The 15,399-nt window shown below is 69.4% G+C and carries 12 protein-coding genes; 6 read left to right on the forward strand and 6 right to left on the reverse strand.

Annotation, left to right across the window (positions count from 1 at the left end):
- Nucleotides 1–30: 30 nt before the first annotated feature.
- The 6 genes from GGD82_RS18535 to GGD82_RS18560 form a co-directional block, all read right to left on the reverse strand.
- Complete coding sequence (locus GGD82_RS18535) at nt 31–1,998, reverse strand: BCCT family transporter (protein WP_150063807.1); 1,968 nt, start codon at nt 1,996–1,998, stop codon at nt 31–33.
- Between the two features lie 479 nt (nt 1,999–2,477).
- The gene (locus GGD82_RS18540) at nt 2,478–3,821 is read right to left on the reverse strand and encodes a c-type cytochrome (RefSeq protein WP_150063808.1); all 1,344 of its coding nucleotides are present in this window, start codon (nt 3,819–3,821) and stop codon (nt 2,478–2,480) included.
- Nucleotides 3,822–3,889: 68 nt separating this feature from the next.
- Entirely contained in the window at nt 3,890–6,172 is a 2,283-nt protein-coding gene (locus tag GGD82_RS18545; protein ID WP_150063809.1) for a xanthine dehydrogenase family protein molybdopterin-binding subunit, read from the reverse strand.
- Between the two features lie 11 nt (nt 6,173–6,183).
- On the reverse strand, nt 6,184–6,633 hold the full coding sequence (locus GGD82_RS18550; protein WP_150063810.1) for a (2Fe-2S)-binding protein: 450 nt from the start codon (nt 6,631–6,633) through the stop codon (nt 6,184–6,186).
- Between the two features lie 367 nt (nt 6,634–7,000).
- On the reverse strand, nt 7,001–7,486 hold the full coding sequence (locus tag GGD82_RS18555) for a DUF2141 domain-containing protein (protein WP_170284444.1): 486 nt from the start codon (nt 7,484–7,486) through the stop codon (nt 7,001–7,003).
- Nucleotides 7,487–7,632: 146 nt separating this feature from the next.
- Complete coding sequence (locus GGD82_RS18560) at nt 7,633–8,985, reverse strand: lipopolysaccharide biosynthesis protein (protein WP_170284445.1); 1,353 nt, start codon at nt 8,983–8,985, stop codon at nt 7,633–7,635.
- 751 nt (nt 8,986–9,736) lie between these two features.
- Here GGD82_RS18560 and GGD82_RS18565 point away from each other — a divergent pair.
- The 6 genes from GGD82_RS18565 (at nt 9,737) to GGD82_RS18590 (ending at nt 15,363) form a co-directional block, all read left to right on the forward strand.
- Nucleotides 9,737–11,461: a fatty acyl-AMP ligase gene (locus tag GGD82_RS18565; RefSeq protein WP_211364841.1), complete on the forward strand. Its 1,725-nt coding sequence runs from the start codon at nt 9,737–9,739 to the stop codon at nt 11,459–11,461.
- Nucleotides 11,458–12,426: an NAD-dependent epimerase/dehydratase family protein gene (locus tag GGD82_RS18570; RefSeq protein ID WP_150063813.1), complete on the forward strand. Its 969-nt coding sequence runs from the start codon at nt 11,458–11,460 to the stop codon at nt 12,424–12,426. Before GGD82_RS18565 ends, GGD82_RS18570 begins: the two co-directional genes overlap by 4 nt.
- 103 nt (nt 12,427–12,529) lie before the next feature.
- On the forward strand, nt 12,530–12,778 hold the full coding sequence (locus GGD82_RS18575) for an acyl carrier protein (RefSeq protein ID WP_150063814.1): 249 nt from the start codon (nt 12,530–12,532) through the stop codon (nt 12,776–12,778).
- Nucleotides 12,779–12,785: 7 nt separating this feature from the next.
- Nucleotides 12,786–14,087 carry a serine palmitoyltransferase gene (gene spt, locus GGD82_RS18580; RefSeq protein ID WP_150063815.1) on the forward strand — a complete coding sequence of 434 codons (1,302 nt, stop codon included), beginning with the start codon at nt 12,786–12,788 and terminating at the stop codon, nt 14,085–14,087.
- Nucleotides 14,088–14,089: 2 nt separating this feature from the next.
- Complete coding sequence (locus GGD82_RS18585) at nt 14,090–14,869, forward strand: phosphocholine cytidylyltransferase family protein (protein WP_150063816.1); 780 nt, start codon at nt 14,090–14,092, stop codon at nt 14,867–14,869.
- A gap of 35 nt (nt 14,870–14,904) precedes the next feature.
- Nucleotides 14,905–15,363 carry an HIT family protein gene (locus GGD82_RS18590; RefSeq protein ID WP_150063817.1) on the forward strand — a complete coding sequence of 153 codons (459 nt, stop codon included), beginning with the start codon at nt 14,905–14,907 and terminating at the stop codon, nt 15,361–15,363.
- Nucleotides 15,364–15,399 lie beyond the last annotated feature (36 nt).

Consider the following 15,399-nt stretch of genomic DNA (forward strand, 5'->3'; position numbering starts at 1 on the left):
CATGCGCGTTCCTGAGGCTGGGCGCACGGCCTACCGCGTCAGGTGCAGGAACTGCACGTGCTTCTGGTACTGCGACAGGATGTCGCCGATGATCTGCTCGCGGGTGTAGCCGAACACGTCGTAGTTCTGGCTGCCCTCCGACAGGTAGACCTCCGCCCGGCAGTACTGGTCGTTCGGATTGCGATCGGTCCGCTGCGGCCCGTTGGCGAAGGCGTAGTCCTCCGAGGCCTCGTACATCGTGGGTTTGACGGCGTAGAGGAAGTCCTGTTCCGCGCCGTGGTGGATGGTCAGCGCGGCTTCGCCGCCCTCCAGGCGCACCTCGGCCTCCAGGCGTCCCAGCCGCCGGGTTTCCTCGGCCACGTCCTCCATGGCCCCGTACACCGTGTTGTGCAGAAAGGCCTCGATCCGGCCGGGCTGCGGCTGGTGCACGATGTTCGCCAGCCAGCGCCGCCAGTCGACCTCGGCGCCCCGGATCTGCACGGCGCTGGACAGGTGGAAGGACTGGCGCCGCGCGGCCTCGATCCGCAGACTTTTCAGCAGCGCGTAGCAGACCAGCAGCATGATGAACGTGAACGGCAGCGCGGCCGTGATGGAGGCGGTTTGGAGGGCTTTCAGTCCGCCGGCCAGCAGCAGGGCGGCGGCCACCAGCCCCTCGGTCAGCGCCCACATGGTCCGCTGCCAGACCGGTGATTTTTCGGCGCCGCCGGACGTGATGATGTCGATGACCAGCGAGCCGGAGTCCGATGAGGTGACGAAGAACGTCACCACCAGCACCGTCGCCAGCACCGAGGAGATCGAGGCGAACGGCAGTTGTTCCAGGAAGGTGAACAGCGCCAGCGGAACATTGTCGTCCACGGCCTGCGCGATGGCACCGGCGGCGGCGCCCTGGTCCAGGCTGATCGCCCCGTTGCCGAAGAAGCTCAGCCAGATGAAGGTGAAACCCACCGGCACCAGCAGCACGCCGACCACGAACTCACGGATGGTGCGGCCCCGGGAGACGCGGGCGATGAACATGCCGACGAACGGCGACCACGCGATCCACCACGCCCAGTAGAACAGCGTCCAACCGCCGATCCATGCGTTCGGCTCGTAGGCGTACAGGGTGAAGGTCTTGCTGACGACCTCGGACAGATACGCGCCCGTGTTCTGCACCGTGACCTTCAGCAGGAACAGCGTCGGCCCAGCCAGCAGCACGAAGGCGAGCAGAATAAGCGCCAGAATCAGATTCAGGTTGGACAGCCGTTTAATGCCCGCGTCCAGCCCGGCGACCACGGAGGCGGTCGCCATCAGGGTGATGACCGCGATCAGGATCAACTGGACGCCCGTGGTCTCGGGCACCCCGAACAGATGCGCCAAGCCGGCGTTGACCTGCAACACGCCCAGGCCGAGCGAGGTCGCCACGCCGAACATGGTGCCCAGCACGGCGAAGATGTCGGCGGCATGGCCGATGGGACCGTGGATGCGGTCGCCGATCAGAGGGTGCAGGGCGGAGCGGATGGTCAGGGGCAGATTTTGCCGGAACGCGTAGTAGGCCAGCGCCAGACCGATCACGGCGTAGATGGCCCAGGCGTGGATGCCCCAGTGAAAGAAGGTAATCTTCATCGCCTCGCGGGCGGCCTCCATGTCGCCGCCGGCCCCGGTGGGGGGCGACATGAAGTGCATCATCGGCTCGGCCACGCCGAAGAACATCAGCCCGATGCCCATACCGGCGCTGAACAGCATCGCGAACCAGGAGACATAGCTGTAGTCGGGCCGTGAATCGTCCGGTCCCAGGCGGACCTGACCGTGGGCGGACACCGCAAGCCCCAGCGCGAAGACGACGAAGATCGCGACCGCAAGCATGTAGAACCAGCCGAAGGTGTCGACGATCCAGTTCTGAACGGCGGTGAAGGTATCGCTGGCGGTGTCGGGAAACGCCACGCCGAAGATGACGAACGCGAGTGTCAGGCCGGCCGAGCCCAGAAAGACCGGAGGGTTTATGGTAGCGGGTATGCGCATGGCTGGCTCTCTCAGGATCGAGGGTCTGACCGGCGTGTCCGGCCCGCAGACAGGATGGGGACCTCAGGAGGCGGCCGGCGCGGACGGCCGGCCGGAACCGGATGCAGCGGGGACCCGCCGCCGACGCGACCTGGAGCACGGTCGCGAGGCGGATGCGTCATCCGGTCACGGGCCGCGGGGCCGATCCCCCCTGATTCGTGGAAAGAGGCAGCCTAGAGAGTTCCGCCTGGATTGTCACCTGCGGCTACTCCAGATGGGATCAATTCGGCCGAAAGGGGCCTAAGAAACGAGCAATGCGTGTTTGCGCCCTGTGTCTCCAGGGGTATCGACGGCGCCTCCCGTCCATGCGGGCGTGGGGTGCCCCCCGTGGGGTGCCCCCTATGGTTCGCGTGCAGGCGGCCCCGAAGGCGCTTTCGGACTCAAATCGCCCCGCGTGCCCGACCGTCCCCGGCCGGACGTGTCGCAGGGGGCCCCGCCGGTCAGCGCATTTGCAGGATGATGACCTCCCCGCTGGCGGCGTCGGTGTCTTCGCGCAGTTCGGCGACCGCTTCCGCCGACACGGGGCCGCCGGTGTTGCCCCAGGCGGCGCGCACGAAGGTCAGGACCTCCGCGATTTCGTGATCGGACAGCTTCGCCCGCAGCGCCGGCATCCGGTAGATATCGGGAATGCCCTTGGCCACCGCGCGTCCGGCCCCGTTCAGCGTCAGGTTGATCGCCGAGGCCGGTTCGGACGACAGCAGGGAACTCGCCCCCGCGAGGGACGGGATCCAGGGGCCGCGTCCGCGCCCGTCCGTGCCGTGGCAGAACGAGCATTGCGCCATGTAGATCGCCGCGCCCGGCGCCTCCGGCGCCGTGCCGTTGGACAGGCGCTCGGCCGTGGCCGGGTCGTACTGCCAGGGCGGGCCGTCCCGGTCCGGATCGCCCGGCAGGGATTTCAGATAGTGGGCGATGGCGTGGAGGTCCGCATCCGTCAGGAACTGGGTGGAGTTGTTGAACGCATCCAGCATGGAGCCGAACACCACGCTGTGGCGGTTCCGGCCGTCCCGCAGATAGCCGATGATCTCGTTCTCGGTCCAGCGGCCGAGGCCGGTGTTCGGGTCGTTGCGCAGACTGGGGGCGTACCAGCCGTCAAGCAGCGCGCCCGACAGGAACGCGGTGTCGCTTTCGTCAAAGGCGACCTCCTGGAAGGCGAAGCCGCGCGGCGTGTGGCAGCTTCCGCAATGCCCGGGCCCCTGCACCAGATAGGCCCCCCGGTTCCACGCGTCATCGCGGTCCGGGCTTGGCTCATAGGGGCCGTCGTCGGAGAACAGCAGGCTCCAGAACGCCAGCGGCCAGCGCATGTTCAGCGGCCACGCGATGGTGGTGGGCCGGTTGTCCTGCCGCACCGGCTTCACCTGGGTCATGAAGAAGTCGTACAGCGCCTCGACGTCGGCGTCGCTGAGGTTGGCGTAGGACGGGAACGGCATGGCCGGGTACAGGCGGTGCCCATCGCGCGCGACCCCGCGCCGGACCGCGTTGTCGAACTCGGCCAGGGTGTAGGCGCCGATGCCGGTGTCGTCGTCGGGCGTGATGTTGGTGGTGTAGATCGTGCCCAGCGGCGAGCCCATGGCCCGGCCGCCCGCGAACGGCGCACCGTGCTCGGTGGTGTGGCAGGCGACGCAGTCGGCGAGACGGGCGGCGTATTCGCGTTGCTCCGGCGGCGTGGCGTGCGCCGCCGAGGCCGGACGGTCATCGAAGGGTGACGCGGGAATCCGGGCGGCGAACCACCAGAGCCCGGCGGCGGCGACCCCGAGGATCGCCAGAACGGCTGTGAACCATCGCACGGTCGGTCATCCTTCTTCCGTGGGACCGGCGTTCTTGGGACCGGCGTTCTTGGGGCCGGGAGGGGCCGTCAGGCCGCCCCCTCGAACCGTGTCCGCGACAGGGGCAGGCTGCGAACCCGCCGTCCGGTGAGGGCGGCCACCGCGTTCGCTACGGATGGCGGCACACCCGGCACGCCCGGTTCGCCGATTCCGCCCATCGGCGCCCCGCTTTCCACGATCCGCACGTGGACCGTCGGCATCTGGTCCGGCGGCAGGATGGGATAACCATCGTAGTTGCGCGCCTGGGGTACGCCGTCCTTGTAAACCACCTCTTCCAGCAGCGTGGCGGACAGGCCGATGGCGACCGCACCGGTCACCTGGGCCTCGATGATGGCCGGGTTGACGATGCGGCCCGGGTCGATGGCGACCCACACGTCGTGCACCCGCACCCGGCCGTCGGCGATCGACACCTCGGCGATGGTCGCCACTTCGCTGCCGAAGGGCGAGGCCATGGCCACACCGCGCGCCCGCCGGCGGCCGTCGTCGGCGGTGAACGGCCCGCGCTTCCAGCCGCCGGACAGCTCCGCCACCGCCTTCAGCAGGGTCGTCAGGCGCGCGTTGTCCTCCAGCAGCCGGAGGCGCAGCGCGTAGGGATCCTGACCACCGGCGTCGGCCATCTCGTCCAGAAACGTCTCCGAGAAGAAGTCGTTCATGGAATGGCCGACCGAGCGCCAGAAGCCGATGATCGCCGGGTCGTCGATGGGAAGGTGCGCCACGCGCCGGTTGGGAATGGCGTACGGTTTGCCGGAAAGGCCTTCCACGGCCGAACTGTCCGCCGTGTCGGGTTTGCGGCCGAACCAGCGGCCCATTGGTCCTTCGCCCACCGCCACGGCGTCCAGGGCGACGGGCAGGCCGTTCTCGTCCAGGCCAGCGCGGAAGCGGGCCACGCCGAGCGGCCGGACCGCGTCGCGCAGGAACTCCTGCTCCCGGCTCCAGATCAGCTTGACCGGACGCCCGGCCGCCTTGGCCATCGGAATGGCTTGTGGGAACGGGTTGGCCGTGTCGTAGATGAAATGCCGGCCGAAGAACCCGCCCAGCATGGGGGAGTGGATGATGACCTTCTCGGGCGCGATCCCGGCGGCTTTGGCGGCCGCGCCCTGGAACATTTCCGGCGCCTGGTTGGGAACCCACATCTCCAGCGTGCCGTCGTCGTTCCACCGCACCAGCGCGGACGGCGGCTCCAACTGCGCGTGCGCGAGGTAGGGCGCGGTATAGGTCGCCTCGACGACCGTGGCGGCGCTGTCCAGGGCCGCGCGCACATCGCCGTTCGCCTCGAACGCGATCCCCTCGCCGGGCGCTGCGCTCAGCGTGGCCGTCCGCTCCTCCGAGGAGAAGTCGGCGGGCATCGCATGGTCGGCGCCGGGCTCCGCCTCCGTCCAGTCGATCTGGAGCGTCTCGGCGGCCCGGTGCGCCCGCCACCAGCTATCGGCCAGCACCCCGACCGCACCGGGCAACCGGTGGATGGAATGGACCCCGGGCATGTCCCGGACCTGGGCTTCGTTGGCGATCGCGCCCGGCTCCATCCTTAGGCGGGGCGCATGCTGAACCGCGCCGTGCAGCATGTCGTCCAGCGACAGGTCGATGGCGAACTGGGCCTTTCCGGTCGCCTTGTCGGGGATGTCCAGCCGCGAGACGGACGCGCCGATCCAGCGGAAGTCCGCGCGCGCCCGCAGCGTCAGATCCGCCGGGTCCGGCAACGGCAGGCTGGCGGCCGCCTCGGCCACATCGCCGTAAGCGAGGCTCCGGCCGGACGCCGCATGCACGACCCGCCCCGGTTCCGTGGACAGCTCTGCGAACGGCACGTCGAGCCGGGTCGCGGCCGCCTGCAACAGCATGTGCCGGGCCGAGGCCCCCAGGGTGCGCATCCGGTCATAGCTTCGGCGCACCGACATGCTGCCGCCGGTGAACCGGATGCCGTCGAACAGCAGGTAATCGGGACCGGGCGGAGCACACTCGACCGTGAAGTGGGCCGGGTCGACGTCCAGTTCCTCGCCGACGACCTGGGGCAGGGCTGTGAACACGCCCTGGCCGCCCTCAATGAACGGGGTGCGGAACAGGACGGAGCCGTCGGGCCGGATCTCCAGGAAGGCGCTGACCCGCGTGCCGGGCTCTATGGCGGGTTCTTCGGCCTCCTGCGCCTGGGCCGGACCTCGGCCGGGCAGGGCGACGCCCAGCACCAGGGCGCCCGCCGACGCCCCGAGGAAGCCGCGCCGGGAGAGTTTCAGGATGGAGCCGTCGCGGTGACCGGCGTTCCGGTGACCGGCCTTCTGGCGACCGGGCGGCCCGGAGCCCAGGGGGGATTGATCGGTCATGGTGTCCTCCCTCACGCCGTTTCGGCGGCTTGCCGGACGGCGGCCGTGATCGCGGTATAGGTTCCGCAGCGGCACAGGTTGACCATCGCGGTGGCGATGTCGGCGTCGGTCGGGTGCGCGTTCTGCTTCAGCAGCGCGGTCGCCGACAGGACCTGACCGGACTGGCAGTAGCCGCACTGCGGCACCTGATGATCCACCCAGGCCGCGACGACCTTCTGGCCGACCGGGTCGTCGGTGACGGCCTCGATCGTCATGATCTCCGCCCCGGCGACGCTCTCCACCGGCGTTACGCAGGAGCGAATTGGGTGCCCGTCGGCGAGCACGGTGCAGGCCCCGCACTGCGACAGGCCGCACCCGTACTTGGTTCCGGTCATCCCCAGTGTGTCCCGCAGGACCCAGAGCAGGGGAGTGTCCGGCTCGACCTCGACCGGATGGCGGGATCCGTTGATCGTCAGTTCCATGCGGCTCTCCTTGGCGGTTCGACGGCGGCCCTGTGGGAGGGCCTGCGCGGTGCCCGACGCGGTCCTTCGGCGGGTCGCGGCACGCCGGATGCCTGGGCGCGGAGGGAACGCGGGCCCGTCTCCGGCCCCTTCGGTCCGCGTGGGCGCGCAGCCCAACGGAGCATGTGGGTGTGCGACCGTTATAAATGGGTCCGGATCCGACACAAATTTAGGGGGCCGCGTCACAAACGGACAGGAGGGCCCCCTCACAAATCGGTGTTTCGCGGCGGGGATGGGATCGCCCGACGTCGTGCGCCGCGCCGGCCCCTGCTATGCGGGGGCGTTCCGATGTTGGACGGGCGGCCGTTGTTCCCGGTCCGCCGTGCCGTCAATACGCCAGCGTGACGGAAACGGCGTTTTCGCCCGGGCCGGCCGTGAAGCGCGCCGACTCGTAGCTTGGAATCCCCAGCAGTGTGGCGCCGTCGTTCGAGACGCCGTAGCCTTCCAGCGGATACCCGAAAAAGTTTCGGTTGAAGTCTCCGTCCCCGTCCTCATCGTGATACACGGTGATGGCGTAGGACGTGCGCTCCGGCACCGCGAGGCAGGCTTCGGTAACGCCCTGTCGCGCGGCGACCCGCACCCGCCCCAGCTTTTTCCCGGGGGCCAGAAAGTCGTCTGGATTATCGCCGTACACGGTGATGGTCATCAGGCCGTCGCCGCTGCGAACACCGAACACCGAGACCGTCAGCCGAACCGGATGGCCGTCCTCGACGCAGGCGGTCGCGTCCCCGGTGTATCGGGGCGCCGCGCGCGCGGCCTCCGGGCCGACCACGATCGCGAGCAGGCAGGCTGCAATGCACCCAAATGCTCTCAAAACACCCTCCACGGTTCTGTTCGCCCGGCGTTCCGCCGCGATGGGACGAAGACGCGACGCGAACCCTGTCGTTCCGTCCTGAGGTAATGTGAAGCCGACGAAATGGAAGCCCGAACCGCGCGGCGGAGGCGGAGGTGGAGAGGCGGTCAGGCGACGCGCGCGCGGAACCAGCGCAGCACCGGCAGCAGAAAGGCAATCAGGGTGATCACCGTTGCGAACAGCCGTGCCCAGCCGGCGCCGATCAGGCCGAACTGGTGCACGAGCAGCAGCAACACCGGAATATAGAGCGCCGAACTCCACAGCCGGGCGCGCAGCGCGGTCCCGGCCTCCCCGCCGCTGATGAGCACCGGCTCCAGCGGAAAGGCGGCGATGGACACGACGCCCGCCGCCACCAGCCACAGCATGACGGGATAGGCCGCCACGAAATCCGGCCCGAGCACCAGCCCGAGCAGCCATTCCCCCCCGAGCCAGGCCACGAGCAGGCTCAGGCTGGCCCCGGCGCCGGCCAGCAGGGCGGCGCGTCCCACCAGCGAGCGCATGGTCTGGATCGCGCCTTCGGTCGACAGCTTGGCCAGTTCCGGATAGATGGCCGGCACCAGCAGCTTGGCCGGTTTGGACAACGCCGTGCCGACTTGACGCGCCACCCGGAACAGCGCCGCGTCACTCGGCCCCAGCAGCCCGCCCACGGCCAACGTGCTGAGATGGTTGGAGATCAGTCCCAGGCTTGCGTTGAGATTGGTGGACCAGACAAAGCTCCAGATCCGCGGGAAGTCCGCGGTCCAGGGACCGCCCCACCACCGGAACCCGTCCAGGAGCCCGCGCCCCTTCACCTCGCGCCACGCCGCGTAGAACAGGGACAGCCCGGCCACGGTCGTTCCAAGATACCAGGCGACCAGGAAGCCGCCCGTCCCGGCATCCATCCCCCAGGCCACCAATCCGGCCGCCAGCCGCACCACACTGCCCAGCGTGCTTTGCACGGACAACAGATCGAAGCGATCCACCAGCCGCAGCACGCCCGTTGGGGTGGCGCTGACCATGAACAGAATCGAGGTCGCGTACACCATCACGCCGGGTTGCAGGTCGTCCGACCAGCCCAGGTGCGGGCCAACCCACCAGGATAGCGCCATGGCCAGCCCGATGCCGAGCACGGCGCCGAGGCCATCCAGCACGACGGTGAAGCGCAGCAGGCGCTGGACGGTCTCGACCTGCCCCTCCATCACCGGCCCGGTGCCGTACCGCAACACAGCCTGCCACGACTGGAACTTGGCGATGTCGCCCATGGTCTGGATGAAGGCATGGATCAGGATCAGAACGCCGAACGCTTCCGTGCCCAGGGCCCGCGCCGCCACCGCCATGGCCGCCAAACTGAACACGGCGTTGAGGCCCTTGCCTCCGAGCAGGATGCCGGCGTTGGCGAACAGCTTTTTCAGCCGGTCGTCGAACAGCCACGCGGACCGCACCGGGCCGAGGCCGCGTGATTTCTGTGACTCAGGACCCATGGACCCCATCTGTGTGACGACTGACCCAACGGATGCGTGCACGGGTCTCGGCCCGTCCGGACCCGTTCGGCGCCATTCGGGTGGTGGCGGCCGGCCCGACAGAGCGCCGGCGCGGTGTCCGGACCAGACGGGATTCCGGGCCAAAAGCCATACATTAAAAGGGGAAATCCCTCTATTGTCGGGGCCAGCCTGATAGTGTAACGTCCGTTACTGTGAATAAAATGCTACAGTCAGTGTGCCGGAGAACGCAACGGGGATCTCCGCGGTGTGGGGCGTGGCTGTCCTGACCCGTGGGAGCCGCCGCGTGGTGTTCGTGGGCGGGCGCCTTACCCCGTTGGGCGGTCCTGCGCCGGGCCGGGCAGACAGGGACGAGGCCCGCCACATGTGGGGCCGTCACGTGGGGCATTGACGGCAATTGAGGGGCCGAAACCTGAACGACGGCCATCGATGGGGTTTCCGGGGTGTGGGCATACCCCGGATCAGGGAACGGCGACGGTTCGATGTCGCCGCGTTTTTGTATGGGGCTGACCGGGCCACCGAGCGTGCGGCAGGCGCAAACGAACCGTCGCGCCTGTTCGGACATCGCATTGCACACATCATCCGCACTCTTGAGCAACCATGCTGATACGCCGCCAAGCCCTCGCATCGGCTCTTCGGACGTCCGACACCGGCACGCCCGTCTTCGTACACCGGACGACGACGCGGTCGCACTCTGGGCGAACCCCCTTTGCGAGATGATGGGTTAGACATCGTGGAACTGTTGTCGGCGTCGCCGTCCACCCGCCCCGTGCCTGTTCGCAGGGCCTCCTTTGCGACCCTGACCGACGCGTTGGACGATGCGGTGATGGGGCAGCATGGCCTGAATTTTTATTCAGGGAAAGGCCAGCGCGTCGAGAGCGTCAGCTATAGCGACCTCCGCAGCGAGGCGCAGGCGTTCGCCCGGCGTCTGCGGGCCGCCGGCTTCGCGCCCGGCGCCCGCATCGCCCTGATAGCGGAGACGAGCGGCGCCTTTGTGCGCGCGTTCTTCGGGTGCGCCTACGCCGGCGTGGCCCCGGTGCCCATGCCGCTGCCGATGGCGTTCGGCGGGCGCGCGGACTACGTCCAGCACATCCGTGGCATGCTCCAGGCCGCCCGGGTCTCCGGTGTGTTCGGCCCGGCGTTCCTGGCGGACTGGGTGGCAGAGGCGGCCGACGGGCTGGACCTGCGGGCGATCGGCGATTTTACGGCGCTCGACGGCCATGAGGACGATGGGGCCGACCTCCCCGTCGTGGCGCCCGACGACGTTGCCTATCTGCAATTCTCCTCGGGCAGCACCCGGTTCCCCTCGGGGATCACCGTCACCCACCGCTCGTTCATGGCCAACGCCCGCGCCATCGTGCAGCACGGCCTGCGAGTTCGGGAGGGCGACCGGGCGGTGTCGTGGCTGCCGTTCTACCATGACATGGGGCTGGTCGGGTTTCTGCTGGTCCCCATCACCGCCCAGATCTCGGTCGATTTCCTGCCGACCCACGAGTTCGCGCGGCGGCCCCTGACGTGGCTGTCCCTGATCGCGCGCAACAAGGGCACGCTGTCCTACAGCCCGAGCTTCGGCTACGAACTGTGCGCGCGGCGCGCCGCCACGGCCCGGCCCGAGGGGCTGGATTTGTCCTCGTGGCGGGCGGCCGGAATCGGCGGCGACATGATCCGCCCGCATATCTTGGACAGCTTCGCCGAGACCTTCGCGCCGCACGGCTTCGACCGCCGCGCCTTCATGCCCAGCTACGGCATGGCCGAGACGACCCTGGCGGTCAGCTTCGCCCACCCGGACGTCGGCGCCGAGGTGGACCATGTGGACACCGATGTGCTGGAGGGCGAGGGCCGCGCGGTGGCGCCGCAGACACCCGAGGCGCGCTCGCGCGCCTTCGTGCTGTGCGGGCCGCCGCTGCCGGAGCACGCGGTCGAGATTCGCGGCGCCGACCGGACGCCTCTGGGGGAGCGACAGGTGGGCCGCCTGTTCGTGCGCGGGCCGAGCCTGATGCGCGACTACTTCGACCAGCCGGACAAGACCGCCAGCGTCCTGTCCGAGGACGGATGGTTCGACACCGGGGACCTCGGCTATCGGGTCGGGGAGTCGCTGGTCATCACCGGCCGCGCCAAGGATCTGATCATCGTCAACGGCCGCAACATCTGGCCGCAGGACCTGGAGTGGAGCGCGGAGCGTGTGACCGGCCTGCGCAGTGGCGATGTCGCCGCGTTCGCCGTCGACCAGGGCGACGCCGAGGATATCGTGGTGCTGGCCCAGTGCCGCACCTCCGAGATCGAAGCCCGCAAGGCGCTGAAGGCCGCCGTGGCCGGCGCGCTGCTGCGCGAGCATGGGGCGGAGGCACAGGTGCTGCTCGTGCCGCCGCACAGCCTGCCCCAAACGTCGTCCGGCAAGCTCAGCCGCAGCCGTGCCCGCCAGCTCTTTCTGGGCGGTGCGTTCGGAGACGGCCTATGACGCGCACCGTGGCCGTGACCGGTGGCACCGGATTTCTCGGGCGGGCCGTCGTCGCCACCCTGGTTCGGGACGGCTGGCGGGTGCGCGTGCTGGTGCGCCGCAGCGCGGCCCCCTGGTCCGAGCCCGGGCTGGGGGCCAAGCACGAAGCCGACCATGAAACAGAGCTGGTGTTCGGCGATCTGGCGGACCCGGCGGCGCTGCGGCGGTTGGTGCGCGGTGCGGATGCCGTGGTGCACGCGGCGGGTGCGATCGCGGCGCGCGACCGGGCCGCGTTCATGGCCGTCAACCGTGACGGCAGCGCGCGCCTCGGCGCGGCGGTGGCCGCCGAGGCACCGGCCGCGCGGCTGGTGCATGTGTCGTCCCTGGCCGCCCGTGAACCCCAGCTTTCGGACTACGCGGCCAGCAAGCGCGCCGGCGAGGATGCCCTGCGCGCGGCCTGTGGCGCCGCGTCGTGGGTGGTGGTGCGGCCGCCGGCCATCTACGGCCCGCGCGATCGGGCGACCCTGCCGGTGTTCCGGGTGGCGTCCGGTCCGCTGGCCCCCGTGCTGCACGGTCCGGAAGCGCGGGTTTGCCTGATCCATGTCCAGGACGTGGCGGAGGCCATCGCCGCCCTGTGCGCCGACGGTCCGTCCGGCCGTGTGTTCGAACTCAGCGACGGGCGGCAAGAGGGCTATTCCTGGCGCGCCATCGTCGACGAAGCGGCGCGCGCGGTGGGCGGAACCCCCCGCATCGTCCGCGTGCCGGCGGCCCTGATCCGACTGGTCGGCGCCGTGGCGGGGGCGGCGGGGCGCCTGACCGGCCGCGCCGTCCTGCTGTCGCGGGGCAAGGTGCGGGAGATGCTGCATCCGGACTGGTCGTCGGCGCCCGAACAGCAGCCGCCGCCGTCGCTTTGGTCGCCGCGTGTCGCCTTGCCGGAGGGCTTCGCCGCGACCGTCCGGTGGTACCGCGAGGCCCGGTGGCTATGACATTCCCCGCGCGCCGCCATCCCCAGGGACACGATGCGCCGCGCCCCGGTCGCCCCTGGCGGTGTGCGATCGGCGCCGTCGAGCAACAGTGAAGATGCGAACCATGAGCCAAAAAGACGAGATCGTTGCGGTGATCATCGAGATGATCGGCGCCTTGCCCCAGCCGCCCGCGCAACGGGCGACCCCCGAGACCAACATCGCCCGGGATCTGGGCTTGGATTCCCTCGCCGTCATGAATCTGGTCATGCAACTCGAAGACCGTTTCGACGTCTCCATGCCCATGGACCGACTGGCGGAGGTCCAGACGATCGATGACTTGGCTGTCACCATCGCCGACCTTCAGGGAGGCTGACCCCAGAATGGCGATTCTCGATAAATTCAAGCCGCAGCAAGCGGCCTACACGGCCATGAAGACGACGGGACGCGATCCGTTCTCCGTCTGCTTCGACGAGGTCGTGACCCCCAGCGAGGCCGTCCTGAAGGGACGGCGCATCATTCTGTTGGGCACGAACAACTACCTGGGCCTGACCTTCGACCGCGAGTGCATCCAGGACGCCGTCGCGGCGGTCCGGCAGGCCGGCACGGGCACGACCGGGTCGCGCATCGCCAACGGCACCTACGGCGATCACGCCCAACTGGAACGCCGCCTGGCCGCCTTCTACGGCTGCCGCTCGGCCATGGTGTTCTCGACCGGCTATCAGGCGAACCTGGGCATTCTGTCTACGGTGGCGGGGCGTGGTGACACCATCCTGATCGACGCCGACAGCCACGCCAGCATCTACGACGGCTGCCGGCTCGGTGGGGCCGAGGTCATCCGCTTCCGCCATAACGATCCCGATGACCTGCACCGCCGTCTGCGGCGCCTGGGCGATGCGCCGGGCAACCGGCTGATCGTGGTGGAGGGCATCTACAGCATGCTCGGCGACACCGCGCCCTTGACGGAGATCGCGGCGGTCAAGCGGGAGTGGGGCGCCTCTTTGCTGGTGGACGAGGCCCATTCGCTGGGTGTCCTGGGCGAGACCGGGCGCGGTCTGACCGAGGAAGCCGGGGTGATGGACGACGTCGATTTCATCGTCGGCACGTTCAGCAAGAGCCTGGGGGCGGTTGGTGGCTTTTGTGTGTCCAACCTGCCGGATTTCGACGTGCTGCGGGTCGTCTGCCGGCCGTACATGTTCACCGCGTCGCTGCCGTCGGCGGTTATCGCGTCGGTCACGCGGGCGCTGGCCCACGTGCACGAGCGTCCGGAGCTGCGGGAGCGTCTGAGCCGCAACGCGCACCGCCTGTACCGGGGGCTCGCTGCCGAAGGGTTCGTGCTGGGGCCCCGGGTCAGCCCGATCGTCTCGATCCGGCTGCCGTCCTCGGAGGTCGCCATCGCGTTCTGGAACGCGCTGCTGGACGCCGGGATCTACCTGAATCTGGCGTTGCCGCCGGCGACGCCCGACAACGCGCCGCTGCTGCGCTCCAGCGTCAGCGCCGCGCACAGCGACGACCAGATCGACGCCGCCCTTGAGGCGATGGTCGGCATCGGGCGCTCGCTGGGCGTCATCGCGGCCCCCGCCCGACGGGCGCGGGATGACCAGCGGGCGGGCGTCCGGTTGGGTGAGGCCACCTGGGGCCAACCCGGCCACGGTCCCGCGCGTGTGGCTGTGACAGGGAGTTGAGTGTGAAGGCGATCGTTCTCAGTGCGGGGCAGGGCAAACGACTGTCGCCGTTGACCGACTCCCGCCCCAAGTGCTTGTTGCCGTTCGGGGGCCGGTCCCTGCTGGAGTGGCAGATCCGGGCGCTGGCGTCGCAGGGCGTGACCGAGGTCGTCGTCGTTGTCGGCTTCGGCGCCGAGGCGGTGGAACAGGAACTGGCGCGGATCGCCCTGCCGGACCTGCGCCTGCGGGCGCTGTTTAATCCGTTCTTCGACGTCGCCGACAACATCGGCAGTTGCTATGTCGCGCTGCCGGAGATGACGGGCGACTTCCTCATCCTGAACGGCGATACGCTGTTCGAGCCGGCCGTTCTCGAAACGCTGCTGGCGCGGGCGACGGCCCCGGTGACGGTGACCATCGACCGCAAGGCGCGCTACGACGCCGACGACATGAAGGTGTGCCTCGACCAAGGCCGCCGGCTGTGCGCCATCGGCAAGACCCTGGCGGCCGACAGCGTGAACGGCGAGTCCATCGGTATGCTGTTGTTCCGGGGCGACGGTGGGGCGCGGTTCGCCGAGTCCATTCAGGCCGTGATCCGGGAGACTGATGGGCCGCGCCGCTGGTATCTGTCGGCGATCGACCGGCTGGCGCGGGCCGGCGGCGCCGTGGAGGTCGTTTCCATCGAGGGACGCCAGTGGGGCGAGATCGACTATCCCGCCGACCTTGAACGCGCCCGGCGAATGGCCGAGGGCTGGATCGCGACCGAGAGCGCCACGGTGGTGACCGCCTACGGGGTCGGGTCCTGACCACGCGCGGCCGAATGGGAGCCTGAGACGACGCTATGACCGATGCGACGCCCCGTAATGCCACGATGCAAAAGTTCGGGTATCCGGGCACTCTGGTGACCGAGACGCCCCACTGGGTCGTGCTCGTCCGCCCGCAGCAGGTGACGCTGGGGTCCCTGGTCGTGGTCTGCCGGGAGCCGGCGACCGCCTTCGGCCAGATCAGCCCGGCGGCGTTCGCCGACCTTGGCCCCGTCATGGCCGGGGTGGAGGCCACGCTGCGGGCGTTCGTCTCCTATGAGAAGATCAACCATCTGATGCTGATGATGGTGGACCCGGACGTTCATTTCCACGTCATTCCCCGGTATGCCGAGCCCCGGCGGTTCGAGGACGTCGCGTTCCCCGATGCCGGCTGGCCCGCCGTGCCCGCTCTGGGCACCGCCGTCACGCCGTCGCCGGACACGCTCGACCGGATCGTGGCAACGCTGCGGGACCGCTGGACCGGCCACACAGTCTGACGCCCCCGCGAGGGAGGATCAAACAGGGGACCGCTC

Source organism: Roseospira marina (genome assembly GCF_014197855.1).
Lineage (GTDB): Bacteria > Pseudomonadota > Alphaproteobacteria > Rhodospirillales > Rhodospirillaceae > Rhodospira > Rhodospira marina.

Excerpts from the sequence above, each read along its gene's own strand:
- GGD82_RS18535 (WP_150063807.1), bottom strand. The coding sequence starts at position 1,998 with ATGCGCATACCCGCTACCATAAACCCTCCGGTCTTTCTGGGCTCGGCC.
- GGD82_RS18545 (WP_150063809.1), bottom strand. The coding sequence starts at position 6,172 with ATGACCGATCAATCCCCCCTGGGCTCCGGGCCGCCCGGTCGCCAGAAG.
- GGD82_RS18550 (WP_150063810.1), bottom strand. The coding sequence starts at position 6,633 with ATGGAACTGACGATCAACGGATCCCGCCATCCGGTCGAGGTCGAGCCG.
- GGD82_RS18560 (WP_170284445.1), bottom strand. The coding sequence starts at position 8,985 with ATGGGTCCTGAGTCACAGAAATCACGCGGCCTCGGCCCGGTGCGGTCC.
- GGD82_RS18570 (WP_150063813.1), top strand. The coding sequence starts at position 11,458 with ATGACGCGCACCGTGGCCGTGACCGGTGGCACCGGATTTCTCGGGCGG.
- GGD82_RS18575 (WP_150063814.1), top strand. The coding sequence starts at position 12,530 with ATGAGCCAAAAAGACGAGATCGTTGCGGTGATCATCGAGATGATCGGC.
- spt (WP_150063815.1), top strand. The coding sequence starts at position 12,786 with ATGGCGATTCTCGATAAATTCAAGCCGCAGCAAGCGGCCTACACGGCC.
- GGD82_RS18590 (WP_150063817.1), top strand. The coding sequence starts at position 14,905 with ATGACCGATGCGACGCCCCGTAATGCCACGATGCAAAAGTTCGGGTAT.